We start from the raw sequence: 26,923 nt of genomic DNA on the forward strand, positions 1-26,923 counted from the left end.
ACAGACTCTCCTTTCTAATCTTTTAAATTAGCAATATCTCCAACCGAATTAATCTCGATTTTCACATCAACCTCAAATTCAAGCGTTGGATAAATTTCTTCCCAATAGCCATTAACCGCTGCCCATTTTTTAGGATCTTTTTGATGAATCTTACTTCCAACACCTAGAATATCCGATTGAAGCTCTTGTTGTGTTTTAGAGATAAAATCCATTAAATCTTTTTTTAAAGTCTCCTCAAAATAACTTTGTAAGGTGGAGATATTTTTAGGTTCCATTAAATTGATTGGATATTCATTCTCCATTAAAATTCCACTCACTTTACATTCAACTTTCACTTTCTTTTCATCAAGATTCGGTTTAATCTCAACTTTTGTGTCCCGTGCTTCATAAGCGACTTTATATGTCTCATCTATGACTGTATTTAACACATAACGCTTACTATTCCCCACTAAAAGATTATAGTACTCAGCTTCCTCACTATCTAAATAACCGACCAATTTATCACTTTTAAAAGCAGCCAATGAATCGATTTGTAATTGAGTAGGCGGCTCTACTTGTAAAATATTTTCTATTTTTTCACCTTGTGAGATTCCATCTCCTATAATCGCAACACTATTTAGGACAATATTATCTCCTTCAACATTAACTCGCTCACTCACTTGATAAAGGTTATAATTTACCTGTCTTCCTGTACATTTTACGCACATATTTGATAATGAATCTAATTGAGTAATGGGAATTTGATCACTCGGTATTAAAACATGTAAAATATCTGCCGCCGGAGCATTATTGGCAATCGCCACTGTAATATTGGGGCGAATCGCGACATTACGTAAAACGAAATCTAACACGGTATTAATCCCATCTTTCGCAATTTCTTCGTCTAGTACAATCACGCTTAAATGAGGAAGATAGAGGACTTTAGAAGTCAACGTATTTAATTCACGATACGCATCATATAATGTTTCACCTTCAGCTGAAACAGAAAAAATAGAAAGGGTATCATGTTGATTTCCAGCAATTGAACTCGGATTAACGACTTGAGCCGTTAGACGATATCGATCCTCAATTTTATCGATTCCAAATCCTGACACAATTCCTAATTGACTCATTTCAACTTTATGGGCGCAACCACTTAAACAAACTAAAACACTCATTAAAAATAGCCATCGCTTCATCACTATTCCTCCTTCCTTACTGGATTTTTCATATTATGACGCGTTCGATTACCCGTTTTGAAAATTTTAGGACGATATTTCATCCATGAAAAAGGTAATCTTAAAAATTGATCCTCTTGATCATGTAAATTAAAAGGAGCCATTGCAGCAAGATAAGGTTGATCTAGCGTCGTCAAGGAAGCTAAATGAAGAATAAGCATAATAAATCCAATCGTAATTCCGTAAAGACCAAACGCTGCTCCTAAAAATAAGAAGATAAATGTTAAAATTCGAGTCGCATTATTCAGACGACTACTTGATAAAATAAAGCCTGCAATCGAAGTATTCGAAACAATAATGATAACCATATAAGAAACAAGGCCTGCCTCAACAATCGTCTGTCCAATAATTAAAGATCCAACGATGGTCATTGAATCCCCTACCACATTTGGTTTACGTAACGCAGCCTCTCGAATAATCTCGAAGAGGACTAAGATAACCAAGGTTTCAATATAGGTTGGAAACGGATTTGAACTCCGCTGATTAATAATGGTGATGAGTAAGACCGTTGGAATCATCTCTTGATGATAAGTAGAAATCGCAACATATAAACCGGGGACTAAAATAACCAATAAAAAAGAAGCATAACGAAGGATTCGAGTTAATGTTGCAATCAAAGGCCGTGAATAATAATCATCTGTAATCTGAAACATCGTAATAAAATAAGCAGGTCCAACCGTCACAAAAGGAGAGCCATCGAATAAGATGGCCACACTTCCTTGCATAAGGGCAGCTGTTACTTTATCTGGACGCTCTGTTTGAGTCAAACGAGGAAAGATAGTTAAGTGGTGATCTTCAATCAACTGCATCAATTCACTCGAATCAACCAATCCATCAATATCTAAGCTTTTAATTCGCTTATTCACGGTCTGAACAAGTTCAGGATTTGCAATTCCTTCAATATAAGCCACAAAAACATCGGTCTGTGTCACCGTTCCGACCACATGAGCGTCAAAACGAAGATTAGGATCTTTAATCCGACGACGAAGCGTCGCCGTATTCGTGCGAATCGTCTCCACAAAACAATCTTTCGGACCATATAACGACTGTTCCGTTTGGGGTTCACTAATGGAGCGCATTTGCCATCCTTTACAATCAAACATCATTAACTGGTCGACCCCGTCAACTAAGACGATGATATGTCCATTTAATAAATTTGTATATAAATCGTCAAAACTTTGCGCACACTGTGCATCTATCATACTAATACGAGACTCAAAAATCGATTGAAAAACACCACATGAACGCGTCTTTGAATCTTCAACTAACGACAAATCAATAGCTAAAACATGAACAATAAATTGCTCCGCTTGATTCGTATCAATTAATCCATCGATTCCAAGAATGGCAACAGCGACATCATCAGCACCCTGTAAACGAAGCTTTCGAATCAATAAATCATTAGCATTTCCTAACTTCTCTTTAATTAATGTTAAGTTTTGTTCCAAGTTTGAATAAATTCGTTGGGGTTCTTTTTCAGGAATCGGTTCCTTCGTATTCTTTTTTCCTTTAAAGATTTTAAAAATATCCATCTCATTTTCACCCACTTTTTTCGGCATTTATCCTATTATTTGTGAAAAAAGATAAGTTATACCGATTCATAATTTTCTAATTTTTACCTATTACCTTGAATTATTATAGTAAACAGACTATAATGCACTCAGATTGGGGGAAAGTATATGAATTCAATTTCAACCTTATTAACACAACTTCGACAACTCAAGCTTAAACTCGCTCTTGAGGGGATGATCGTCGGGTTAGTTTCAGGTCTTGTTGTCGTCTTATATCGACTGATTTTAGAAAAATCCGAACAGGTTAGACAATTCCTCTTTTCATCACAACATTCCATCTGGTATACCATTAGCTGGTTCGTCCTTCTTATTCTCGTTGCTCTATTTGTCGGGAAACTCATGATACAAGATCCCATGATTTGCGGAAGTGGAATTCCACAAGTAGAGGGGGTTCTCACTAATAAACTAAAGATGAACCCATTATCTGTCCTCATTAGAAAATTTATTGGAGGAACACTATGTATTGGAGCAGGTCTTTCGGTTGGTAGAGAGGGGCCTTCGATTCAACTTGGCGCAGCCACAGCTCAATATTTAAGCCAACTTACCAAGCGTTCAAGAACAGAAGAAAAATACTTAATTTCAAGCGGGGCTAGTCCTGGTCTTGCTGCCGCCTTTAATGCTCCCTTAGCTGGTGTTTTGTTCTCATTAGAAGAAGTCCATAAACACTTTTCACCGCTCGTTCTTATCTCAGCCATGTCAGCCTCATTAACCGCTGACTTCGTTTCTAAAAATTTTTTTGGTTTAAAACCTGTTTTTAACTTTAATACACTCGAGGCCATCCCACTTGATCACTACTGGCTCATTATCATTCTTGGAATAATAACAGGGCTTTGTGGTGTCTTTTATAATAAAACAATTAAAACCACATTAGAGGGATACGATAAAATCGCCTGGATAAAAAAACAGTATCGTCCCATCATTCCTTTTATCTTAGCGGGCCTTCTATTATTCATTCTGCCTCAAGTTTTAGGAGGTGGACATTCTCTCGTTGAAAGCCTCATTCATAGTTCTTTTACGATTAAAATGTTACTACTTCTACTAATTGTTAAATTTATCTTTTCCATGATTAGTTTTGGTTCAGGTGTACCCGGTGGTATCTTCTTTCCACTCCTGGTCTTAGGTGCGCTAACAGGTTCGATTTTCGGAACTGTTGCAGCAAGCCTCGGACTCATCAATCAAACCTTGATTCAAAACTTTATCATTTTAGCGATGGCCGGCTATTTTACCGCCATCGTCCGTGCCCCTATTACAGGGAGTATCTTAATCACTGAAATGACCGGATCATTGACGCATCTTCTTTCATTATCCTTAATTTCACTCATCGCCTATACCGTGGCTGAATGTCTAAAAAGTGAGCCCGTTTATGATTACCTACTCGGGCGACAACTTCAAGGAACTAAACCGATTGAAACGTCAGAGGAAAAACTCATGATTGAAATCCCAGTCTTTACTGATTCCTATATCGATGGGCGTTTCGTCCGCGACTTATCGCTACCGGATGGATGTCTACTCATTGCCATCAAACGTGGGAGCCATGAAATTATCCCTAGGGGTAACACGGAACTAAAGTCAGGTGATTACCTTGTCATTCTCCTCAAAGAAAGCATCGCTTCATCGGTTCAAGAAGAGTTAAAGCTTCACTGTCATAAAATTACTGTTTAATAAAAAAAACTCCTAGAAAATAATAATCTAGAAGATTATGTTCTATAATATTGGAACAATTAATTTAAACAAAGGGAGATTTATATGATTAAAAAGTTAAGAAACAATCAAAAATTATTCTAAGTAATTGTTTGCGTTGTTCAATCCCTTGTGTTGTAAATAACTTCTGGCTCATCTGAAATCCTTCTTTATATTATACCAAAAAGACCCTAGAGGATAGACTTTTTTATTTGTCTACTCTCTAGGGTACATTTTATATACAAAGTAATAGCTTTTTCATTCTTATTCAGGACTTACGGGAGTAATACTCTTATTACTAAATAAAATCTATAGCGTAATGAACTAGCTCATTATAGATACAGACCTCATTTTCTTATGATCAATTAGAAGACTTAACCACAAACCGAATAATCTTTATTTATCTGATTATTAATAATACTATTATTATCAAAGGTGTTCAGCGAATAAATCTTCTAGGGTCATATGACTTAAAGCTAATTTAATGTTTTATCACTGTAGTTTACTGAACTGAAGGAATAAGTCCTTTTTCTAATACATAATCTTCATATATTAATCCACTATTATAAATTTCAGTTGCTATTTCGACCCCTACATACCTTAAATGCCAAGGTTCATATTCATAACCAACCTCTGATTTTCTTCCTTGTGGGTATCTCAAAATGTAACCAAATCGATGAGCATTTTGTGCGACCCACTTTCCTTCAGCTGTCGTACCAAACGAATCACTTAAAGAATTATTTACAGTTGGAGAGGTGATATCAATCGCTAATCCTGTTTGATGCTCACTGTGGCCTGGCCTTGCACTATACGTATCGGCCCACACTTGACCTTTATTAGAAACATAATTATTATATAAAGATTCTTGTGTTTTATATGAGCGATATCCACTTCTTGCTACAAGCTTATATCCTTTTTCAGCCTTAGCTGCATTAAACATTTTTTTCAATGCTACTGCTGCCTCTGACCTCATATAATTAGCTAAATTAGATGAGCTATTATTATATAACGGAACATCTAATAAAACTAAATCATTCGGAACATAACTACACGGTAATTGAAAGTTTTTATTTACTAAAGCAGTCAGACTACTAGGATCTTTTAATACTCGAATATCTTTATAAAAATTAGTTTTAACATTAGGATATAAAATAGAATTTAAAGCATATGAAGGTGATTTTCCACTTGAAATCAATTGATTATATTTATTAATATCAAAATTTGAACCTAGATTTTTTTGCATCACTCCTGATGAATTAAAGTAATAGTAAGTACCCTCTATTTTTTCAACCCCTATTACCATTGCTCCACTTGGTTTCAAATAATACCACTTTCTTCCTTCTTTTAACCAACCTGTTTGCATTGCACCTGACGGATTAAAGTAATACCACGTCCCATTTACTTTCTCCCATCCTGTTGCCATCGCTCCACTTGATTTTAAATAGTACCATGTCTTTCCTTCTTTTAACCAACCTGTTTGCATCGCACCTGACGGATTAAAGCAATACCACGTCCCATTTACTTTCTCCCATCCTGTTGCCATCGCCCCACTTGATTTTAAGTAGTACCATGTATTGCCTTCTCTTAACCAACCTGTTTGCATTGCCCCTGATGATTTAAAGTAATACCATGTTCCATTTACTTTCTCCCATCCTGTTGCCATCGCCCCACTTGATTTTAAGTAGTACCATGTATTTCCTTCTCTTAACCAACCTGTTTGCATTGCCCCTGATGATTTAAAGTAATACCATGTTCCATTTACTTTCTCCCATCCTGTTGCCATCGCTCCACTTGATTTTAAGTAGTACCATGTATTTCCTTCTCTTAACCAACCTGTTTGCATCGCCCCTGATAGATTAAAGTAATACCATGTTTCATTTACTTTTTCCCAACTTGTTGCGAAAGTTCCGTTAGTTTTTACATAATACCATGTACCTCCATCTTTTAACCAACCTGGTCTAAGATGAGATGAAACAGTAAAATTCCCTTGGCTTAAATCTTTTCCCTGATTAGCTGGATTTAATTTTGTATTATATATCCAATCACAGTTATCTCGCGTATCGCAGACAAAAATAAAATCAATTTTCCATTCTCCTGCTTCCGCCGCTTCATCTAACGATATTACAGATTCATATAATTCTGTCTCTGAATTATACTCTAAAAATAAGCTTTTACTATTTTTTGAAATTGGTTTTTGGTAGACTACTTGAACTGTCTGAATGGCTGAAAGATCATCGATAACATCTACACTTAGTTTAACAACTTCCCCTGGCTTAGCAACATTCTTATCTACTTTGAGTGATTTAACTTCTGGTGCTTTATAATCTGAAGTCTCCTCTGTTCCCTTAACAGTAATATTCCCTTGGCTTAAATCTTTTCCCTGATTAGCTGGATTTAATTTTGTATTATATATCCAGTCACAGTTATCTCGCGTATCGCAGACAAAAATAAAATCAATTTTCCATTCTCCTGCTTCTACCGTTTCATCTACCGATATCACAGATTCATATAATTCTGTCTCTGAATTATACTCTAAAAATAAGCTTTTACTATTTTTTGAAATTGGTTTTTGGTAGACTACTTGAACCGTCTGAATGGCTGAAAGATCATCGATAACATCTACACTTAGTTTAACAACGTCTCTTGGCTTAGCAACATTTTTATCTACTTTGAGTGATTTAAGTTCTGGTGCTTTATAATCTGAAGTCTCCTCTGTTCCCTTAACAGTAATATTCCCTTGGCTTAAATCTTTTCCCTGATTAGCTGGATTTAATTTTGTATTATATATCCAGTCACAGTTATCTCTTGTATCACAGACAAAAATAAAATCAATTTTCCATTCTCCTGCTTCCGTCGCTTCATCTACCGATATCACAGATTCATATAATTCTGTCTCTGAATTATACTCTAAAAATAAGCTTTTACTATTTTTTGAAATTGGTTTTTGGTAGACTACTTGAACCGTCTGAATGGCTGAAAGATCATCGATAACATCTACACTTAGTTTAACAACTTCCCCTGGCTTAGCAACATTCTTATCTACTTTGACTGTTTTAACTTCCGGTGCTGTATAATCCACCGAATAAAACTCAACTTCTTCAGAATGAATTTCATTTACTTCATTTAATATTGACTCATTAGTCGAAGCTTTAGCATTTAGGTATGGATTGAATCCTCCAACAATAGCCCCACATAAAAGTAACTTTTTAAATAAATCTCTCAATATATTCATCCCCTTATAAAAAAGATTCAAACAAAATTATAACAATATTTTCTATATTTGTATATAAGATCCACAAACAAACAAAAGACCAGACTAAAATAGTCTGGTCTTTTGTTTGTAAAATTTATTAAGCAATGAAGTTTAACATGTCTTGGATTGATTTTGATCCGAATGTTACTTTTTCATCGTTGACGATCATACATGGTACTGACATGACTTTATGTTTTGTTTTTAATTCTGGGAAGTTGGCGATGTCTAACATCTCAGCTTCTACGTTAGGGTTTTCGATGGCGATACGTTGTGCTCCAACTACTACATCTGGACATAAGTGACATGATAATGAAACGGCTACTTTAATGTTAACTTTTTTATCAACTGCTTTAATCGCTTGCAAAACTGATGCATCTAAGGCTTGTCCTGGTCCAGCTAAGTTATAGATGGCTAATAAGAATGAATTTAACTCATGTCCACCAGGCACCCCGTGGAATTTAACTCCAGCGTAGTTTCCATCCTTATCAAGGAATGCCACAACTGGGAATTTATCAGCATTTACTTTTGCTTCTAATGCTGCATCTTCACCTTTTGTTTTAACAACTGCCTCTAATTTATCACCTAAGTCAGCGATATCGATGACTAAGTCACGTAATTCAATTGATTTCTCGTTTGTTGGATCAACAATTGTCACTAATGTCACGTTGTTTTCCATACGTCCAAGTACTGTGGCGATTTGTCCACGTAAGGCATCATTTAATAATGCAGAACGTCCACCTTGTGCCACTTGTTTAGCTTGTGGTGCAGACTCAGCAGCTGATTTTGGTTGTGGTGTTTCTTCGATTTCTTCTTCTACGATTCCTAAACGTTCTTTTTCCTGAGCCACATATTTTTCAGCTTCTAATGAAGCGATGGCTCCATCGGCAACTGCTGTAACAACTTGGCGCAATACTTTCGGACGTAAATCTCCTGCTGCATAGACCCCTTCAACGCTTGTATGCATGTTTTCATCAGTGATGATGTATCCCCATTTATCCATGTCAACTAAACCGTTGAATACTTTAGTTTGTGGCACGTATCCTGCGAAGATGAAGATACCGAATGTTTCGTCTTCAGCTGCTACATGCTCAAATGTTTCCCCAGTTTGATTGTTGATGAACTTCACGCGACGTAATAATTCATCTCCTGTTGCCTCAACGATTTCCGTGTTAAATTTAACTTCGATTTTTGGATGAGCTAATACTTTATCGGCGATTGTTTTGGCACATGTGAATTCTGGTTCACGAGCAATCACTGTTACTTTACGAGCAAAACGAGTTAAGAAGATGGCTTCTTCAGCTGCCGCGAATCCTGCACCGATCACGAATACTTCTAATCCTGTGTAGAATTCTCCGTCACATGTTGCACAGTAAGCCACTCCACGTCCACGGTATTCAGCTTCACCTGGGAATCCTAAAGTACGAGGTGTTGCACCTGTTGCGATGATTACCGAACGAGTTTCATAATCACCATTTGTTGTTTTTAAAACTTTGATTTCACCTTCTAATTTAGCTTCTAATACTTCAGCTTGAGCAAATTTTACACCGAAGTCTTCCGCTTGAAGATGCATCTCTTCCATTAATTTAGGACCTGTAGTGTGACGAACACCTGGATAGTTCACAATCTCATTTGTTGTTTTAGCTTGTCCCCCCACAGAACCTTGCTCTAACACTAACGTTTTCATTTTAGCGCGTCCTGAATAAATCCCAGCAGACATCCCTGCTGCTCCTCCACCAATCACAATGACATCATAAATAGTTTTCATCTTAACTTCCTCCTTATATAAATGAAATAAAAAGTTCACAACAACCTTTATTCCCTGCTGACTCAGTTATGCATAGCAATCAAAGGACCTCTAATGATATCCTTTCATGACACATCCATAACTTTCCTTATTATACTATATCAGAATAAGGATAAACTACCTAAAATTAACAGTCTAATCCTTATTCTGATATTGAATACTTTAAAAATTATCTAGGATAAATATATTAACTTTATAAAAAATAAAAATCTAAAACCTCATTAGTGGGAGATACATTTACTTCGTAAATGATGGGGACCCCATCCAGTCTTCTATCGTTACTAAATGCAAGGAAAGCATTTTAAACGATAGTTACGACCTGTACGAAAGATTAAGCGCGCCTCTTTAGGCTATCTATTCGTTAGAATTTAGATAGCCTTATCCTTTAGGGCAGCCTTTTACTTAATCCAGCTTCAAGCAGCAGTTTCTAATTACCCTACCTATTGAGGAAAGATGCTAACGCATCGCAGGGAACCCATAAAGTCAACTTGCGTCTTGAAATGGGTGGCACATGCCAATCCAGCTTCGAGTCACAGTCTCTCTATAAAGTCTCAAAGTGCCTATTGACTCCTTCAGTGTCAATGTCACTTTTAACGACTTTTACGAGCAGACTAACCGCGCCTCTCAGCTTTTTATAGTTTCCCTACTAAGTCTAAGCTTGGTGTTAATGTTTCTTGTCCTGGTTTCCATTTTGCTGGACAGACTTGGTCACCATGTGCTGCAACGAATTGTGCGGCTTGTACTTTACGTAATAATTCATCGGCGTCACGTCCGATTCCATTGTCATGGATTTCGTATGCTTTAATGACACCTTCTGGATTGACAACGAAGCTTCCGCGTAATGCCATTCCTTCTTCTTCAATCATTACATCAAATCCACGAGTTAATTTTCCAGTTGGATCGGCTAACATTGGATACTTGATTTTTCCGATTGTTTCTGAGGCATCTGCCCATGCTTTATGTACGAAGTGTGTATCTGTTGATACTGAGTAAACTTCGCATCCAATTTCTTTGAATTGTTCGTATTTATCTGCTAAATCTCCTAATTCAGTTGGACAAACGAATGTGAAGTCCGCTGGATAGAATACATAGACTGCCCATTTTCCTTTTGCAGCTTCTGATGTAAATTCTTTAAAATCTCCAGCTTGATAACCTTGAACTTTATAATCAACAACATGAGTACCGATTAATGACATGTTAATTCCTCCTTTTTAAAACTAGTAACTGTTACTGATATTATTATAGATTTGAATCTTAATAATGTCAATGCTATTTATAAACTTTTTTTGCACTTTATCAGCAAACCTATTATGTACTTCTTAAAATAAACTTATACGAAATAAAGTAGGCGATGAACTGATAAATGTTGCTTTTATTTGACTCTTCATTTCATAAAAAAAGTGGGAATCTCCCACTTATAATTCAGTGATGCTACCATCGTCTCCGACAAAAAGAAGCAGGACAATTCCATCGCCGCCCTCTTTTTCCTGTAGGACTTTTGATTTTAAAGCCACATAATAACCAATTTGATCATCGCCATAATGCTCGTGATTATCATCATACATATAAATAATGTCCTCATCATCTGTCCCGTAGCGCTCCATCGCAAGTGCAACCGCATCGACGGCTGTAAACGTATGATGATGTGTCCCATCTTCACTGACTTCAACTTCACTCAAAACGTCTTTTAATTCATTAATTCGAATAAGTTGTTCCTCCGTTCCAACAGGTCCATTTAATTCAGATAAAAATCCATTTAAGGCGACTTTCGCCGCATGTAACTCTTCGACACCAACTAACATTTCGATATAAGCAAGTTCTTCTTGAATTGTTGAATGACTTAAAGATTTTCCAACGGCTTGTGTTGTCTCATCTAAACTTGTCGGTTGAATTCCTGCCTCTTCTTGAATCTCTAAATCATTGGCACATGCGATTAAACTCATCGATGACAATAACATCAGGAATACTTTCGATAGACTCCGTTTCATGTTACTCCTCCATTTCTTGTTTTAAGTTAATTAACTGCTCTATTTCACTTTCAAACATTTTTAATGTCCCCATTCGTTTTTCAATCAAGCGAATCAACTCTATGATCTCTTTCGTCTCCCGACTTTCTAAGGTACTACTCGCTAATTCTTTTACCTCGCTGAGTTTACCTTTAATGTATGCAATCGCTTCTTCTTTTACAAAGCTGGGCTTACTATCTACCAAATTCAAATCCGTCCACGCTAATAATAAGTTATCAAAGTCTTCGAGTTCATCATAATCAATCATCTCTAAAAAGGCCTCACCCTGCTCATACCAGATTTCATACTTTTTATTTGAACTTTCATCACTTGCTAACTTTAATAAACCAACTGCATGATCATACGACTTTTCCTCAAACGCTAATTTCGCTTCTTTAACAGCTTGATTCGCTAACTTTCCCTCACAACCTACTAAAACAATCAACCCTAATACCACTACATACCGCTTCACCAACAACCACCATCCTCGATAACACGAGAATATCACAGCTTACACCTAGAAATTTGCCACATCATTACCAAAAAATCGCACTACTTCTGTCTTCTTTTAGCTAACCCCGCTGCCATCGTCACAGGCGGACAAACACTCAAACTTCCTGACAAAAAAAGCGCGACAATAACTGTCACGCCTCGTAATTAAAAAACTTTTTGATTCAGTCTCTTCAACCGATATTTCAATGTAATACGACTTAGAATCGATTCTACTTCTTTTAAACGTGCTAATATAACGCAATAAATAGGGAAAAACTGCTCTAATACTAACCAACCTTGATAATCCTAAACCTCCTCTAATAAAGTAGCATGTAGTGCTCGCTGATTCGCTTCCACCTTACTAACACGATATTGCTCACATAAGCGATAAAACCAACGCTTTACCACTTTTGGGGTCACACCCAATACATTCACAATAGATTAACTCTAACTTTCCTTGTAAAATACAAAAATAATTTTTTCAAAAAATTTCTGTAAATGAAGCTAAATAACCTCTAAATCCTCGGAAAATCCATTATGTGTAAAAAAAGAGATAACTTATATCCCACTTTCTCATTATTATTAAAAAAGCCTGAAATCCTAATAACATTTCATGCCTTTTGATTTTAAAGATTTAATCAATCCTAACACCACTCCAACACAAGCAATTCCAAATAATGCCCCACTAAAATCAATCACAATATCTCGGACATTGCTCCCTCGACCGATAAAAGATTGATAAAATTCATCCCCAACCGCACACAATAAGGTAATAAACAAAGAGTAAATGACAACATTCGATCTCGATTGTTTTATTAAATAAAAATCAATCGCTAATAACGTAGCCAACAGTCCATATTCAAAAAAGTGGGCACTTTTACGAATGACGTAGGCGATATCTTTTCGAAATTTCTTTTTCGCTAAGGTAGCTTCATCCACTTGATGTTCAGGCGTTAGCGTTGCCATTTGATTTGTTTCAGTTGATTCGGGCTTTTTCTTAAACGTCTCTTGAATGGTTTCAATCATTTCCATGACTTGATCAACAATCACGTCACTCTGACTATAAGACTCATCAAGTTGTCTTGATCCTTGATAAAAAATAAAACACATCCAACTAATAGTTAAACATAAAAACACTTGTTTCATATTCGCTCCTTCTTCGTCCTGTTTCATACACTTCTTATCTAGCGTATCACACCTCATGAAGACTTGTCTATTTAAACCTCATCGACTAACTCAAGAGCGACTAACAAAGACGTTTTTTGCTTCGGAAGCTTAGGTGATTGAAAAAAGTCATGATTTTCTGAACAAGTGTATAATCTAAACGGATGCCCGCTCTTCCCGTCAATGAATCCAAGCGATAGGTAAGAGGATAACGATGAGCATAATCATAATAATTTGCTAAATCCTTCAATGAAGGCAATCATAATTGTATATGTCCTAACAGAGAACCTATCTGATTATTCTTATGATCTAAATTTTTTCTAAACTGTTGTTGTAACTTGCGTTTTATATGGATGTCATTTGAAAAGATAAGGCACATAAATGTATAAACAACTGACTCCTCTATCGATTCAATCATTTATCTCTCGCTTAACTCAAGATTAAGTAAAAGATGACAAATATACAGTAAATACAATGAAAATCACGTTAGCTTTAATAGATTTAGTTGATTTTCAATATATATGATCAACCTAAATTAGGATGCTATTTCATCCAAGGGCTAATATCATATAGCTATATAATCCCAAAACCAGATGAGTGCGTATGCCCCGACGCATTTAAAATTAAATGAATAAAAAAATCTTCATCACTTAACGTCCAATGCACTTCTATTTCAAAAACCAGAGCTTTATAGGTATGATGCTTTTCATTTTTATTTCCACTACTTTAACCCTGTGCAAAACAATGAAAAATAGAACTTTTAATTTCACTTTTAAATCCAACTAAATATAGGCTAATTTGTAAATATATGATATAATTTACCTATCTTTATGGGAAAGAGAGAAGGAGTTAGAGAGTTATGAGAAAACCAGTTCGTAAAGCCGTTATTCCTGCAGCAGGATTCGGAACACGCTTTTTACCGGCGACAAAATCACAACCGAAGGAAATGTTACCAATTGTTGATAAACCAACGATTCAATACATTATTGAAGAAGCGATTGCTTCAGGTATCGAGGAAATCTTAATCGTGACAAGCTCAACGAAACGTTCAATTGAAGATCACTTCGATAAATCATATGAACTTGAAGATACATTAGCTAAAAAAGGAAAAACAGACATGCTTGAAATGGTGCAAAACATTTCAAATATGGCCCAAATTCACTACATCCGTCAAAAAGAAGCGAAAGGATTAGGACATGCGATTTTATGTGCAAAAACCTTCATCGGAAATGAACCATTCGCTGTTTTATTAGGAGATGACATCGTGGTGAACGATGAAAACCCAGCAACAAAACAACTAATTCAAGCCTATGAGAAAAATGGATGCTCCATTATGGGAGTTCAAACCGTAGCTGATGAGGACGTTTCTAAGTACGGAATCATGAAGCCATCAAAATCACATCAACCAGAGGGACGCATGGTAAAATTATCTGGAATGGTTGAAAAACCAAAACAAGAAGAAGCACCATCTAACTTAGCGGTGATGGGACGCTACGTCTTAACGCCAGAAATCTTTGAAATGTTAGAAACACAAGAAGCTGGAGCCGGTGGTGAAATCCAATTAACAGATGCCATTGACCGCTTAATGGATCGCCAAGCCGTTTACGCCTATGACTTTGAAGGACAACGCTATGATGTTGGAGATAAATTCGGCTTCATCAAAGCAACAATCGACTTCTCATTAAACCGCGATGATTTAAAAGATCAAGTCATTGCCTATTTAAAAGAATTAAAACAAGCTTAATATATAACAAAAGGAACCTTCCCTCGAAGGTTCCTTTTTTACTTTATTCGACTCGTCCAAACGTTTCATAGATTGCCGCCTCAGTCTCAATCACAGTTTGTGATGGCTGATACTCAGTGTCATTATAAATAAACGCATGCACATCACGTACTAAGTCCTGATAACTATTCATGACATAAAGCGGACTATATCCTTTATAACTTACCGTCTTATTTTTATTATCCGAAGCTGGAATTTGTGTTTGCTCAATATTTTTTAAGTCAAATGTTAAAACTTTGGTTCCAAAACTAATCATTTCATTCATCGTTAAGTTCGTCTCAACATAAGGTAAACAAGCATCTAGCAAGCCTAATAGCTCAGTATAACTTTGATTCATGACTTTATCAATCATCGCTTCCATGACTTTGTTCTGACGATTCATTCGATCAAAATCATCACCAACATAACGGTTACGCATATACGCCATCGCTTGTCGACCCGATAACGTTTGTAGCCCACCTTTCGTTAAATAAGGGGCATCTACATCAGACTCTGATAAACTATTCAAATGCTTAATATAATCATTTGTCACCTTTAATTCATTCTCATGAACATCTAGCTCAATTCCATCAATTGTATCAATAATATGCTCAATCGCATCAAAATTAAACGCCACATAACGCGTAATATCTAAATCAAAATTATAATTTAATGTCTTTAATGTTAATGGCGCTTTTCCATACCAATACGCATGATTTAACTTATCAAAATCATTTTCAGGCTCAGGAATATAAATCAATGTGTCACGCTGGAACGATGTCAGCTTCACTTTTTTATTATTGATATCAAGAGAAATCACCTTAATCGCATCACTACGACCATTCAATCCATCACCATCTCGATCAACTCCTAGAACAGCAATATTAACAATATTACAATCCCGTTCCCTATTGACAATCCCACTATTAACCAAAACTTCATCATGCGTCAATTGATCCGTTGTTTCGACCTTCGAATAAAAATGATTCGTAGCAAAAATCCCTCCACCAATAACTAATACTAATGCAGTAATTAGCGTACCTACTACAATACTAACCACCTTTTTATTATTCATGTTAAATCCTCCTAGTCTAACCCACCTATAATTACTCATTATAACTCTAGAGTCTTCTCCAGGAATGGCGCTTGACAATTTGTTTTTATTGAAACTATTAATTCAAGTATTAAAATTAGCTATTTTCCGTGTAATTTCAACATCATTTTAAATCAGAAAATATTTTTAAAGAATGAAGAACCAATTTTTTGTGATGAGCGTAACTCTAAATGTATATTATAAGAAAAAATTTTACACTTATGAAATTTAATTTTTTATACTAAATAGATTGTTGCTTACGAATAAATTCTCTTATTTGTCGGAGTCAATAACTCGTTCCATTCATGTTAATCACGTAAGATAGATAGGTAATACGATCAACTATCGCTACCGTAATGACAAGATCTTGGAAAATTTCATTCAAGCAATCAGATGTTAAATTAGTCGTGAATATTGTTGAGCCCTGTTCGATTCAACTAAAAATAAAATTAAATAAAAGTTCTGCTCCTTCTTTATTGAATGAAATGTAGCATAACTCATATAAAATAATTAAATCATACTTTTCAAAATTCTTTTTTAAACGTTGTAAAATTAGTTCATTCTTCACCTCTTTTCCAAGATGAATAGGTATCTGCAAAATAAACAGGCACCTTTAATTCAACCCCAACTTGCGAATAGCAGGTAAACTCTTTTCCTCGTCTACCGCATATGTTTTAAATGTATTGACTGGATAGCGCCCATAGATTTTACTAATCGCTCGATATATTTCTGAAAACGAGCGATTTTCTATTTTTACAGCCACATAAAAACGTGTTTGACGTTCAAAAAAGGTCGCTAAACAAGCTTTACTTTTCACATGACTCGAAACAATGGTATCGAACTCCCAATGTCCAAGAGTTTCACGCTTTTTTACTTCTTTTGGACGTTTATGAACTGCTCTAACAAATCTTAAATCGAATGGATGGAAAGCTAGCGACTTCCAAAGCAAGATTTTAATTATTTCGACCGATTAAAAATCTAGGTTACCCGATCCCTTACTATCATGCAAATCTCACACTTGAACGTGCATTCGGAACAACAATCTTAGACGAATTAAAACGATCCCTTAATTGTGAAGGCTATTCTGGCTATAAAAATATTCTAAACATTAATTTAGTTGGATGTTGGGCTCACGTCAGAAGAAATTTTTTGAATGGCTACAATCCTTCTATGCGATGAAAGAAAAACTTCAAAAAGCCATGATTTATGCCTTAAACCAAAGGTAGAACTTTTACATTTTTAAAAGATGGAAATTTTGAGGTCTCGAATAATCTATCTCAATAAGTGATTCATCTAATCGATATTGTCCGTAAAAATTATCTCTTTTCAACCAGTATGAAGGAAGTGGTAGCGAATACGATAACTTATATAATCATTCAAACAGCTAAAGAGAATGGATTGAATCCATCAAAATATCTTTAACTATTTATTTGAAAAACTACTCAATATGGGCTTCATTAGAAATCCAGACATACTGGCAGGCTTTTTATCATGGTTAAAAACGTTCAAAAGATTTGTCAGTAACGATATAATATAATAGCTACCAACACCTTATTTATAGTTTACAGAATTAGTAGCTTTTTTTGTACCCATGTTATTATTTCGGGCTTACAGTTTATCCACACTTTTTTAAAATGTTATGAATAATTCAGAATTAAAAATATTTCTGTAGATTCGATTTTTCATTATTTTTTCTTATATAATTTCGCTACTGTCAACCTCTACTTAAGACCTTTATCCACTGTTTTTCAATTTCTTCAATATTAAAATCTTCTATTCTTTTATACCCCTCTTCAGAAATTGACCTTCTCTGTTCTATACTATTAATTAATCCAATAACCGCTTCTACTAATTTACTTATATTTCCTGATGGAACTAAAATACCATTCTTACCATTTTGATTAATGATTTCCTTAGGACCAGTATTTTCAAAGGCTACAACAGGAACTCCACACGCCATTGCTTCTGTTATAGCTAATCCGAATCCTTCCCAACGAGATGAAGAAATAAAAATTGAAGCATCCAAATAATGATCTATTATAGAATCCGTATGGGGAATAAGTTGAACAAAATTATTTAATCCAAAATCCTCAATCATATATTCTAATTTTTTCTTATCTGGTCCATCGCCAACTATTTTTAGATTCCATAACGGATATTTAGTATGAATTTCTTTATATGCTTTAAGTAATAAGTCCAATCCCTTTGTTTGAATATCTAATCGTGCTACTGTTAATAATGTTTTATTATTTTCTACACTTCCTCTTCTAGGATTAAAGCTTAATGGATTATATATTGTCACAGCATCGATACTAAACTTCTTTTTTATTTGCTCTTTATCCACACTAGTTAAAACAACATAATCATCTAATTCTTTTAAAAACTTTTCACATAAAATGTCTTGATTATATAAATATCTATTAGGTGTATTAAAATATGCTTGGGTTGAACTATGTTGCCATCCCACTACTTTAGCAGATAATTCAGAAGCTAGTACTCCTAATAAAAGACTATTTTCACCTTCTGCACCGATTATTACATCAAAATTCTTTTCGTTAAAATATTCCTTAAATCTATTTCGCACTTTCTGAGGATAATAAATTTTTAGCATGAGTCCAGCGAAACATTTTTTGTTGAAAATTCCGGTTATTTTGTTAAATTTCCTTATTAAACGGTAGAAAAATACGGCAGATTCATTTAAAGTATGGACTTTATTAATTTCAATATTTACTGATTCTTTTAGTCCATACCTATCTCGATCTATTTTATATTTTGGATTGGTACATAAAATATGGACTTCATGCTTTTCAGATAGTTGGTTCGCAATGACTGAGACAACACGTTGAACACCGCCCAAATTAAAAATACTTTTGGTAACAATACATATTTTCATAAAAATCTACTCCTCACAATCTAGCTTTAAAGAGTTTAAGGTATTTTTATATTTTTTGTAAACTTGATCTTTACTAAAGAGTTCAAAATAATGACTATTTTGAACTTTTAATACAGAGTTTTTATATACGGCTAAATTCTTTTCCATATCCTTAATTGCATTTGCGATTGCATTAATATCACGATAATTAGTTGATATGCTAACATTTAGATCATTAAAATATCCATCAATTCCTGCATTTTTACTATTAATTATGGGGATTCCACTGAGTAGAGCTTCAATATATACTAATCCAAAAGTTTCGGGATAACTACATAATATAAATGCCTTATATTCTTTCATTGTCTCAAGCATTACATCATTAGGAACGTTCCCAATCAAATTTACTGTTGATGACAATCCTTTCCGATGAATATATTTAGAAAGCTTTGGGATACCATCCCCAGAACCAATTATATCCAATTTAATGTCGTAACCTCCTTTATTCAATTTATAAATAGCATCTAATGTCCTGAAAATATTCTTTCTCTTCAAATTTTTTCTACTTATCTTAAAAACAGTAAGATATTTATTATTGTGGATATTTTCAAACAACGTATTTTCTGTATTTAATATATTAGGAAGTAATTCAATTTTATCAGAGATTATATCATAAAATCCCTTTCCAAAAGTGATCTGCAATTCATTCTCCATCCACGGTGCTATACAAAAGATTTTCTCGGACTCTAATAATACCTTTTTGAAAGTCTTTTTATAGTCCTTTCGGATTTTTAACACCTTAAAATCAGTGAATCTTAAAGAAACCATATAAGGAATATTATACTCTTTCTTTATTAGATAAGCCATATAACCTTCATAAGTCAATTTATGGGCATGTACTATATCAAAGGAAGATATTTGATAATATTCCTTTTTTATATTATTATATAGCTTCTCCAATGTATTTAATAAATTAATCCCATAAGGAGGTCCATAGAATTTTAACTCTATACTAGACTCAGATTGATTCATTTCAAATACTTGAAATACATTGTTGCTCCTATTCATACTGATATAAAAATTTTCATTCGATACATTAGAATCAATAAGATTCTTAACCGCAACTGTTTTATGAGGATTATATTGATCCGGTATATCAAAAGATAGATGTAATATTTTCATCTTTAAACTCCTATTTCTTCTATATATTTACGTATTGAACTAACAACATTACTTGTATTACTATAATATTTTCTAAATTTCTTACTATGTATTTGTTCTATTGCCGCTCCTAATGACAATATATTTACTATACTTATCAAATAGTTATTTTTTTCAAACAAACTAACGATTTCTAATTGATGATCATCTACATGCTCACCAAATTCTGATAATCTAGGTACAGCAATCACCTTTTTATCACTTTTCAGACCTGTAATAATCGCACCTGTACCTCCATGTGTAATTAAAATATCACAATTCCCCATATATTTAATAAAATCTTCACGATTCAAAAATGGGCTATATGAGTAATTTTTAGGGATATAAGTACTATATCCAATTTGAGCATATACTTTCTCTTTTATAAATCCTTCTTCTATTAATTTATCAACTGCTTCAAGTAATCTATTAAATTGAAATTTCTGTGAGCCTAAAGTTATAAAAATCAATATATTCCCCCCTTAAAGATTGCATTTGGATATATATCTAACATCTCTTCCCACTGAACATAAAACTGATCAGCAAAATAATATAATAACTTTCCACTTAAGGTTGGAGAATTTACTTTTGCGAAAGATTCAATAAAAATCAACTTTTTATTAAATAGTTTAGCAATTAGGCACATTGGAATTGTTGATAAAGCCCCTGTCGAAATTACAATATCTGGTTTTTCAATATAAAAGATCCTAAATGATTTCAAAATATTTTGAAGCATTTTGAAAACAAATGTTAACTCTCTTCGATTCACCTGTTTCAAATAATAAAATTTCATTTCTTTTCTCATTATTTGATAATCAGTTTTTTCCGTAACAATAAAACTATCATTCTCCTCCATCAATGGTTTCAGCATCATCAGTTGCTCAAAATGTCCACCACTAGAAGCAATGAAACAAATTTTCTTCATATACTTTTTTCACCTACCTGATTAATTCACATTTTCATCACTAAGGATAACCTAGATTGTTAATAGAATTAGTTTAATATTTAACCTTAAATTTCTTGTCTTAATGTATTTATTCTCAAATTCGCTCCATTCAGCAAAACCAGTATTATCTAAAACACTAACTTGCCAAATATATATAGAAACAGAAATGTATTTCATCATTCTATATCAGTCTTAGTTAATCGATTGCTTTAATACTAAGACAGACTATAGTCCAGCTAAAAGTTTTCCGATATGAAAAACTTATCTGGACTTATATATATAAGACCGATTTTTAAAAATAATCGTTATCTCTCATGTGATGTATATTGCTCTACTTCACGTGGGAATATAATAATTAATATCGATTTTCATCAATTTGTTTCTATCGATTAACATCAAATCATTAGCAGCAATTCAAATACTTCTCAATGTGAATAATTCAAGCCTTTTTTTGTATTTTTTTTAGGATTAAGTTTAAATGTTTTAAGTCAATAATTTTATTAAGAAAAGGAAGATTGATGCCAATAAAAGCAATTAAGAATGCGATATCAATAACATAGATTGACGGATTGCGCACAATGACATTTGTTGCCGCAACCACTAATAAAACAATCATATTAATTAAATAGAATTTCAAGTCAAATTTATACCAGTATCGTCTTGAGATTAACGTCCTTGCCCAGAAGAAAGCAATGTAAGCAATCCCTGTTCCCATCGCAGCTCCAATGCCTCCGATGTAAGGTACAAGTGCGAAGTTAATACTTAAGTTAACAACTGCTGCAATTAAAGACACCCAAATGTTAAAATGTGTTTTACGAGAGAACGCAATTCCAAGTGTTGTCGTTTCGCTCATCGTATACATAATTGGTGAGAATAGTAGAAATGGAAGAATGTACTGAGCATCTGAATATTCAGGTGATAAAATCATAATCATGATTTTTTTGCACAGTAAAACTCCAATAAAGATCATTCCCATAAAAATTCCTAATCCATAACTTACTTTTTCGAATTGTTCTTTTTCAACATTTTCTTCATGCCAACGATAAGCCATTGGTACCCAGAATGTCGCAAAGATTGATTGGATCATATTTAAAGCGGTAACTAATTTCATTGCTGCAAAGTAAATCCCAATTTCATTAATGGTTGAGTATTGATTTAGCACAAGTCGATCGGATGAATTTAATACCCAAACGATGATCACGGAAGGTAAAATTGGCAATCCAAATTTCAACATATTTTTGATTAACACCAAATCAATATTATCATTTTTAAAGTCAAATTGCCTTCCTGATATAATCATTAAAATAATGCATGAAACGATTTGTGAAATCATCGTACCTAGAACAATTGAAGTATATGTTCTTTGGTAACACAGTAATAAACCAATCGTTAAAATCATAATGAAGATCCGCGTTAAAATGTTATAAAGCGAATATTGCATTCCTTTTTCTTGCATACGAATGTTTAAAAGTAAAAAACGTTCAATGACAACAAATGGAATCCAAACCATTAACCAATTCATCAGAATATAATTAACCTCACTAAATAGATAAATTGAAATAGGCTCCATAAATAAAATGAGAATAACAGTAGCTACCCCTGAAATAAGAAGCGGCAATAAGATGGAATTGAATAATAATTTACTTTTACTATATTTTTTATTGTTATATTCTCGAACATAAGCTTGATCAAGCCCTAAATAAATAAAGGACGTAATTAATGTTTGAAGTAATGTAAACATTGTTGTTAAACCATACTGTTCGGGATCAACGAGCCACGTTGTGACCGGTACGGTAATAAAACTAATTAAAGCTGCCCCTAATGGTCCAATTGCAAATTTTAATAAACTACTAAAAAAATTATCTTTTTTCTGCATTGAATAATACTCCCTTTTTTTCATAGTTCTCAGAAAAATCAAAAAATTTTTGTTTAATAATAGTAAGTCTCCACCCGAAGTGGTTCTTGATTAAATAATTATCTATATTCCCCTATCAAAAAACATGTAAAATCTTGTACATTAGTAAGTGCGACCAAACCAAAGTTAGAAGATTTTAGATGTACTTACACGTATATCAATGATTAAATTCAACTACAGGATGTTACCATTAGTAACTATTATAGTTCAAAAGATAGTGTTTTGTTTACTTCTTCTAACGACTTCTAAGCAACCTTGTCCCTGTTGTCATACTCAAGAGTCTGTTATTTGTAAAGCTAGTCATAAAAAACTATTTGATAAACGATACGCCTCTTCGAGTGAGAATGAAGAACAAAACTTAGGAAAAATCCTAAGCTATTCAAAGCAACTTGCAGAATTTTATATCATTAAAGAACTCCTTATTTATTGATATGAATTAAGTAGTAAAAAAATTCCTATCGACTTTTAATCAAATGGATAGATAAAACTAAAGTCATAAATATTCCTGAATTAACTGAAGCACTTAAATCTTTTGAAAATTAGATAGAAGAAACTGCAAGTTATCATAAATAACGTTATATAAATGATACAGTTAAAGAGCGGAGTAGTAAAATCAAAACCTTAATTCAAAAAGTTATTTTATTCAAAATATTACAATATATGGGAGTAGAATCTTTTTAGAATGTAATAAAAGATTCTTTATAGATGAAGTAAGTATAAAGAACCAAGCTTGATGTTAAACCATAAGGTATCTCATTATTTATTTCATAGCCTTGCATTGTCTTAGTAATTCATTAATAAACTTTTCCTGTTAAAATAAAAGTTAGATCCAATGAATTCTCCTCTACTAAAAATAGAACATTTGAGTATTAAATGACCTTACAAACTTCGTTAGTTTTTACAAATAAAACCTATCTTCTATTTTACATACCAATGGTGTAATTAAAGAAGTCAGTAATAGAATTAAAATTATTAAATCTATTACTTTTTTGAATACTATAATTTCTATCATCATGTTTTCAATAGAGATATTTACATTTCACTACATAAAGTTTTATTCTGTCTTAAAATACATTTCCTGTGATAATGACTGTCAATAATCAAAATTGCCAATAGAGTATAATAAACATATGCAAACATTCCAGAAATAAGATAATCAAATTGGGCGATAAATATAATCTCAAAAATAATTAACTTATATCGAGAATACCTTATTAAAAATAACGGTATTATATTTATAAAAAGGCATATTACGCCCCCTATCACACCTGTTTCTAAAAATTCATTAAGAAAGAAATTATGTGCCGTAGTAAAGCTACGTATTCCATCAGACATATAATATCCATAAGCCTTAATAATTCCTAAAGGATTATTCCTTACTTCATCAACCACTAATCTCCATATTATGGTACGAGAACCTAAAGTACTTAGATTTCGACTAGCATTTATATGACTATAAATAGAAACTAGAAAAATAGGCAAAAGTCCTATTGAAATTAAAAGTAAACATACTAAAACCACCTTAATACTAGCGTTTAATCGTTTATTTTTCAAATATTTGATAATATATTTAGATGAATTAAATAAAACCATAAATAAAGCTAGCACTAAAGATAATTTTGAATTACTTAAATATATTGCGAGTATAAATATTCCTACTTTAAGTATTTTATATTTGTACCTACAACAAGTGTTAAGAAGTAATAGTTGTAAACCGATTAAGCAGGTAGTAGCAAATTGGATTTTATGCTCATAAAACCAACTTAAACGTCTTTCATTATAGCGTAATAAATTCTCTTGTTTCATAGTGATATCAAAAATGGGTTTTAACCTAAAACCGTCAATATTAAAAAAATAAAATATTATTGAAAATAATGCGACAAAGAAAATAAAATGCTCTATATATTTCAATAATTTATTGGAAAATTTATGACTCAGAAGTTTTAAAAGTGTAATAAAAAATAATAAAGTTATTACCTTATTAATAGTAAAGAATATTAATGAAGTGTCTATAATAATAGTCAAAAATAACGCGTATACAGAAAAAATAATTATTAAGAAATTTAATAATAATTTGATTTGACTATTCAAATTATTATTAAATTTATACTTTAAATTTACTGCTATAATAAAAATAGCAGCAACTAAAGTTATAAAATAGAATTGTCGTCTAATAATGGTAATAGGAAATACCAATATTAATACTAACAATATATACATGTAATTAATTTTTGTTATCATAAAATCTCTCATTTCTTTTATTGTTCAATCATTTAAAAATACGTATACCACGTAAAGACCAAAAGAAGTCCCTATCCTTCACAGAGATTTAGAATCACGATATACAACTCAAGAATTTGAGGACTTAATAAAGAAGCTAAATATTAAGCATTCTTTCAATCGTTAAGGGTACCCCATTTGATGATATTCACATCTTAAACAACAACTACATTTTAGTCATTTTTATAAGTATTTTCCTTTTAAAAATAACTTCTTTATAATTATAATCTCAACTTTCGCACAACGAAAAGCCTAATAACCCCTTGATGTAATTAGGTAAAGTCATCATCCAATTGTCTAGTTGTTTTTTCACTACTTCTGTGTTAATTGTAATTTCTCTTTCTCCTAGGTCGATGATTTCTTGAACCATCGTTAAAAGTCCTTTTAATGCTGTTTCTAAATCCACATCTTTGACTTCTGAACAGTAGTCATAAAAAATCATTCCTAATGTTTTAGGGTCATTCGTTTTACGATTCTCCCACGCTAAAAAGATATAACGTGTAAAAACAATCGTTGTATGTCCAATCATTGAGTCATATGAACGACATTGAAATTCTTTATTCAATTTTAAGTGAGATTTATTGCACTTAAAAAACACTTCAATGTCCCATTCCCTAGCAGTGGAAGATTAGATTATCTCCGATAATCGCCAGGGGACCCAACGGTAACCATAGATTCTAATGATTTCTTCATCACTTAAACTTGTGTTTGTACTTAAAATCGCTAACCACTCTGTTTTATATTTTCGATGACGAATGAAGACGATCTTAACTGGAATGCCGTTATTTAATTTAACTTGAATGGATCCTAGACTTCCCTCTTGATGAGAAAATATCTTTTGATTGACGTTACAGTGTGTTATCAATGTTTGAAGTGGGAATTTCTTTCCTTTATACTGATAAAATCGTTTAGAAGTCTTTTTAACCATCCCAATGACATCAAGCCCCTCATTCATCACTTCTTTAATTAAGGGAGCTTCTGTGAACCACGAATCCATTAAGAGGTAATCAGCTGCTATGCCTTGAGATAAAGTTTGTTTCACCAAGTTTAGAGTGGCAGTGGGTTTATCGATCAGTGCTTCTATACGACGCTTATACCCACTACTGCGTTTATCGATCTCTGATGAAAGATTGACTAGTAACTTCTTGGCACTTACCATTAATGAAAAATTACAAGGGATAAATGAATATCCATCCGACCATCCAAGCGTTAAAAGTTGAAATCCTTTGAGATACTTATGATTGACATGATCATAAACCGTTGAAAGTAGCTCTACTTTTTTACTACGATGACGTTCAAATAAAGAGTCATCTACAATTAAAACATTAACACGATCATCCGTTGTGAGTTTCGTACAAAGTGAAATCACGCAAGAGCTTAAAGAAAGCAAGAAGCGACGCCAATTGTAAGTAGAGGTACTTAAAAAGCGGTAGACCACATCTTTTCCTGGTAAATCAGAAGCTTTACGATCACAGAATTTAGATTGAAACCACGTTCTATGATGAAAAGTTAATAGAAAAATCAACGTAAAGAGGTAAAGACAAGAGAACCCCTTAGATTTTTTAATGTTAGCTTGGCGTAAATGGGAACTGATTTTTAGTTCAGAAAAAGTTGCTTGCATTTCTTTGGGTAAAAGCATAAATTCTTTAAATGGTGGTAACATAATGA

Annotated in this window: 23 protein-coding genes; 3 read left to right on the forward strand and 20 right to left on the reverse strand. The window is 33.2% G+C overall.

Features of this window, described 5'->3' with window-relative positions; translation table 11 throughout:
* Positions 1–14 precede the first annotated feature (14 nt).
* Both AT726_RS03315 and AT726_RS03320 read right to left on the reverse strand, forming a co-directional pair.
* Complete coding sequence (locus AT726_RS03315) at positions 15–1,178, reverse strand: Ger(x)C family spore germination protein (protein ID WP_068759005.1); 1,164 nt, start codon at positions 1,176–1,178, stop codon at positions 15–17.
* A 2-nt stretch (positions 1,179–1,180) separates the two neighbouring features.
* Positions 1,181–2,776 (reverse strand): spore germination protein, encoded by a 1,596-nt coding sequence (locus tag AT726_RS03320; RefSeq protein ID WP_237297195.1) that lies wholly within the window; start codon positions 2,774–2,776, stop codon positions 1,181–1,183.
* 120 nt (positions 2,777–2,896) lie between these two features.
* Here AT726_RS03320 and AT726_RS03325 point away from each other — a divergent pair, with 120 nt between their 5' ends.
* The gene (locus tag AT726_RS03325) at positions 2,897–4,450 is read left to right on the forward strand and encodes a ClC family H(+)/Cl(-) exchange transporter (RefSeq protein WP_068759006.1); all 1,554 of its coding nucleotides are present in this window, start codon (positions 2,897–2,899) and stop codon (positions 4,448–4,450) included.
* 520 nt (positions 4,451–4,970) lie between these two features.
* Here the strand turns inward: AT726_RS03325 and AT726_RS12490 are convergent.
* The 6 genes from AT726_RS12490 to AT726_RS03355 form a co-directional block, all read right to left on the reverse strand.
* Positions 4,971–7,691, reverse strand: coding sequence for a D-alanyl-D-alanine carboxypeptidase family protein (locus AT726_RS12490; protein ID WP_201023071.1), 2,721 nt, complete (start codon positions 7,689–7,691; stop codon positions 4,971–4,973).
* Between the two features lie 127 nt (positions 7,692–7,818).
* Positions 7,819–9,486, reverse strand: a complete 1,668-nt coding sequence (locus AT726_RS03335) for an FAD-dependent oxidoreductase (RefSeq protein ID WP_068759007.1) — start codon at positions 9,484–9,486, stop codon at positions 7,819–7,821.
* Between the two features lie 671 nt (positions 9,487–10,157).
* Positions 10,158–10,721, reverse strand: coding sequence for an alkyl hydroperoxide reductase subunit C (gene ahpC / locus AT726_RS03340; RefSeq protein ID WP_068759008.1), 564 nt, complete (start codon positions 10,719–10,721; stop codon positions 10,158–10,160).
* Positions 10,722–10,940: 219 nt separating this feature from the next.
* The gene (locus tag AT726_RS03345) at positions 10,941–11,513 is read right to left on the reverse strand and encodes a hypothetical protein (protein ID WP_068759009.1); all 573 of its coding nucleotides are present in this window, start codon (positions 11,511–11,513) and stop codon (positions 10,941–10,943) included.
* 1 nt (position 11,514) lies between these two features.
* The gene (locus tag AT726_RS03350; protein WP_068759010.1) at positions 11,515–12,003 is read right to left on the reverse strand and encodes a hypothetical protein; all 489 of its coding nucleotides are present in this window, start codon (positions 12,001–12,003) and stop codon (positions 11,515–11,517) included.
* A 620-nt stretch (positions 12,004–12,623) separates the two neighbouring features.
* Positions 12,624–13,169, reverse strand: a complete 546-nt coding sequence (locus AT726_RS03355) for a VanZ family protein (RefSeq protein WP_158508534.1) — start codon at positions 13,167–13,169, stop codon at positions 12,624–12,626.
* A gap of 877 nt (positions 13,170–14,046) precedes the next feature.
* Here AT726_RS03355 and galU point away from each other — a divergent pair.
* On the forward strand, positions 14,047–14,931 hold the full coding sequence (gene galU / locus AT726_RS03360; RefSeq protein WP_055305163.1) for a UTP--glucose-1-phosphate uridylyltransferase GalU: 885 nt from the start codon (positions 14,047–14,049) through the stop codon (positions 14,929–14,931).
* A gap of 43 nt (positions 14,932–14,974) precedes the next feature.
* Here the strand turns inward: galU and AT726_RS03365 are convergent, their stop codons facing one another.
* The 4 genes from AT726_RS03365 to AT726_RS03370 form a co-directional block, all read right to left on the reverse strand.
* Positions 14,975–16,024 carry an LCP family protein gene (locus AT726_RS03365; protein WP_068759012.1) on the reverse strand — a complete coding sequence of 350 codons (1,050 nt, stop codon included), beginning with the start codon at positions 16,022–16,024 and terminating at the stop codon, positions 14,975–14,977.
* Positions 16,025–16,328: 304 nt separating this feature from the next.
* Positions 16,329–16,427: an ATP-binding protein gene (locus tag AT726_RS13135; protein WP_237297196.1), complete on the reverse strand. Its 99-nt coding sequence runs from the start codon at positions 16,425–16,427 to the stop codon at positions 16,329–16,331.
* Between the two features lie 48 nt (positions 16,428–16,475).
* On the reverse strand, positions 16,476–16,640 hold the full coding sequence (locus AT726_RS12960; RefSeq protein WP_201023109.1) for a hypothetical protein: 165 nt from the start codon (positions 16,638–16,640) through the stop codon (positions 16,476–16,478).
* A 15-nt stretch (positions 16,641–16,655) separates the two neighbouring features.
* Positions 16,656–16,991, reverse strand: coding sequence for a transposase (locus tag AT726_RS03370; RefSeq protein WP_068759013.1), 336 nt, complete (start codon positions 16,989–16,991; stop codon positions 16,656–16,658).
* Between the two features lie 92 nt (positions 16,992–17,083).
* Between AT726_RS03370 and AT726_RS13535 the strand changes: the two genes are divergently transcribed.
* On the forward strand, positions 17,084–17,221 hold the full coding sequence (locus AT726_RS13535) for an IS66 family transposase (RefSeq protein WP_443079965.1): 138 nt from the start codon (positions 17,084–17,086) through the stop codon (positions 17,219–17,221).
* Positions 17,222–17,756: 535 nt separating this feature from the next.
* Here the strand turns inward: AT726_RS13535 and AT726_RS03375 are convergent.
* The 8 genes from AT726_RS03375 to AT726_RS03405 form a co-directional block, all read right to left on the reverse strand.
* Complete coding sequence (locus tag AT726_RS03375; RefSeq protein WP_068759014.1) at positions 17,757–18,935, reverse strand: glycosyltransferase family 4 protein; 1,179 nt, start codon at positions 18,933–18,935, stop codon at positions 17,757–17,759.
* A 6-nt stretch (positions 18,936–18,941) separates the two neighbouring features.
* Entirely contained in the window at positions 18,942–20,096 is a 1,155-nt protein-coding gene (locus AT726_RS03380) for a glycosyltransferase (RefSeq protein WP_068759015.1), read from the reverse strand.
* Between the two features lie 2 nt (positions 20,097–20,098).
* A complete protein-coding gene (pssE, locus tag AT726_RS03385) occupies positions 20,099–20,584 on the reverse strand; it encodes a PssE/Cps14G family polysaccharide biosynthesis glycosyltransferase (RefSeq protein WP_068759016.1) in 486 nt (161 codons plus the stop codon).
* On the reverse strand, positions 20,581–21,039 hold the full coding sequence (gene pssD, locus AT726_RS03390; RefSeq protein ID WP_068759017.1) for a PssD/Cps14F family polysaccharide biosynthesis glycosyltransferase: 459 nt from the start codon (positions 21,037–21,039) through the stop codon (positions 20,581–20,583). The genes pssE and pssD overlap by 4 nt, the downstream gene beginning before the upstream one ends.
* A gap of 460 nt (positions 21,040–21,499) precedes the next feature.
* Positions 21,500–22,936: a lipopolysaccharide biosynthesis protein gene (locus AT726_RS03395; protein WP_068759018.1), complete on the reverse strand. Its 1,437-nt coding sequence runs from the start codon at positions 22,934–22,936 to the stop codon at positions 21,500–21,502.
* A gap of 1,071 nt (positions 22,937–24,007) precedes the next feature.
* On the reverse strand, positions 24,008–25,216 hold the full coding sequence (locus tag AT726_RS03400; RefSeq protein WP_068759019.1) for an O-antigen ligase family protein: 1,209 nt from the start codon (positions 25,214–25,216) through the stop codon (positions 24,008–24,010).
* Positions 25,217–25,484: 268 nt separating this feature from the next.
* Positions 25,485–25,820, reverse strand: a complete 336-nt coding sequence (locus AT726_RS13540) for a hypothetical protein (RefSeq protein ID WP_443079945.1) — start codon at positions 25,818–25,820, stop codon at positions 25,485–25,487.
* A 63-nt stretch (positions 25,821–25,883) separates the two neighbouring features.
* On the reverse strand, positions 25,884–26,918 hold the full coding sequence (locus AT726_RS03405; RefSeq protein WP_443079946.1) for an IS4 family transposase: 1,035 nt from the start codon (positions 26,916–26,918) through the stop codon (positions 25,884–25,886).
* Positions 26,919–26,923 lie beyond the last annotated feature (5 nt).

The organism is Turicibacter sp. H121 (assembly GCF_001543345.1).
Taxonomy (GTDB): domain Bacteria; phylum Bacillota_I; class Bacilli_A; order MOL361; family Turicibacteraceae; genus Turicibacter; species Turicibacter bilis.

Coding starts and splice junctions, on each gene's coding strand:
- AT726_RS03375 (WP_068759014.1), bottom strand. CDS start 18,935: ATGAAAATATGTATTGTTACCAAAAGTATTTTTAATTTGGGCGGTGTT.
- AT726_RS03325 (WP_068759006.1), top strand. CDS start 2,897: ATGAATTCAATTTCAACCTTATTAACACAACTTCGACAACTCAAGCTT.
- AT726_RS03405 (WP_443079946.1), bottom strand. CDS start 26,918: ATGTTACCACCATTTAAAGAATTTATGCTTTTACCCAAAGAAATGCAA.
- ahpC (WP_068759008.1), bottom strand. CDS start 10,721: ATGTCATTAATCGGTACTCATGTTGTTGATTATAAAGTTCAAGGTTAT.
- AT726_RS03345 (WP_068759009.1), bottom strand. CDS start 11,513: ATGAAACGGAGTCTATCGAAAGTATTCCTGATGTTATTGTCATCGATG.
- AT726_RS03335 (WP_068759007.1), bottom strand. CDS start 9,486: ATGAAAACTATTTATGATGTCATTGTGATTGGTGGAGGAGCAGCAGGG.
- AT726_RS03315 (WP_068759005.1), bottom strand. CDS start 1,178: ATGAAGCGATGGCTATTTTTAATGAGTGTTTTAGTTTGTTTAAGTGGT.
- AT726_RS03365 (WP_068759012.1), bottom strand. CDS start 16,024: ATGAATAATAAAAAGGTGGTTAGTATTGTAGTAGGTACGCTAATTACT.
- AT726_RS03320 (WP_237297195.1), bottom strand. CDS start 2,776: ATGCCGAAAAAAGTGGGTGAAAATGAGATGGATATTTTTAAAATCTTT.
- AT726_RS03380 (WP_068759015.1), bottom strand. CDS start 20,096: ATGAAAATATTACATCTATCTTTTGATATACCGGATCAATATAATCCT.
- AT726_RS03355 (WP_158508534.1), bottom strand. CDS start 13,169: ATGAAACAAGTGTTTTTATGTTTAACTATTAGTTGGATGTGTTTTATT.
- galU (WP_055305163.1), top strand. CDS start 14,047: ATGAGAAAACCAGTTCGTAAAGCCGTTATTCCTGCAGCAGGATTCGGA.
- AT726_RS03395 (WP_068759018.1), bottom strand. CDS start 22,936: ATGCAGAAAAAAGATAATTTTTTTAGTAGTTTATTAAAATTTGCAATT.
- pssD (WP_068759017.1), bottom strand. CDS start 21,039: ATGAAGAAAATTTGTTTCATTGCTTCTAGTGGTGGACATTTTGAGCAA.
- AT726_RS03400 (WP_068759019.1), bottom strand. CDS start 25,216: ATGATAACAAAAATTAATTACATGTATATATTGTTAGTATTAATATTG.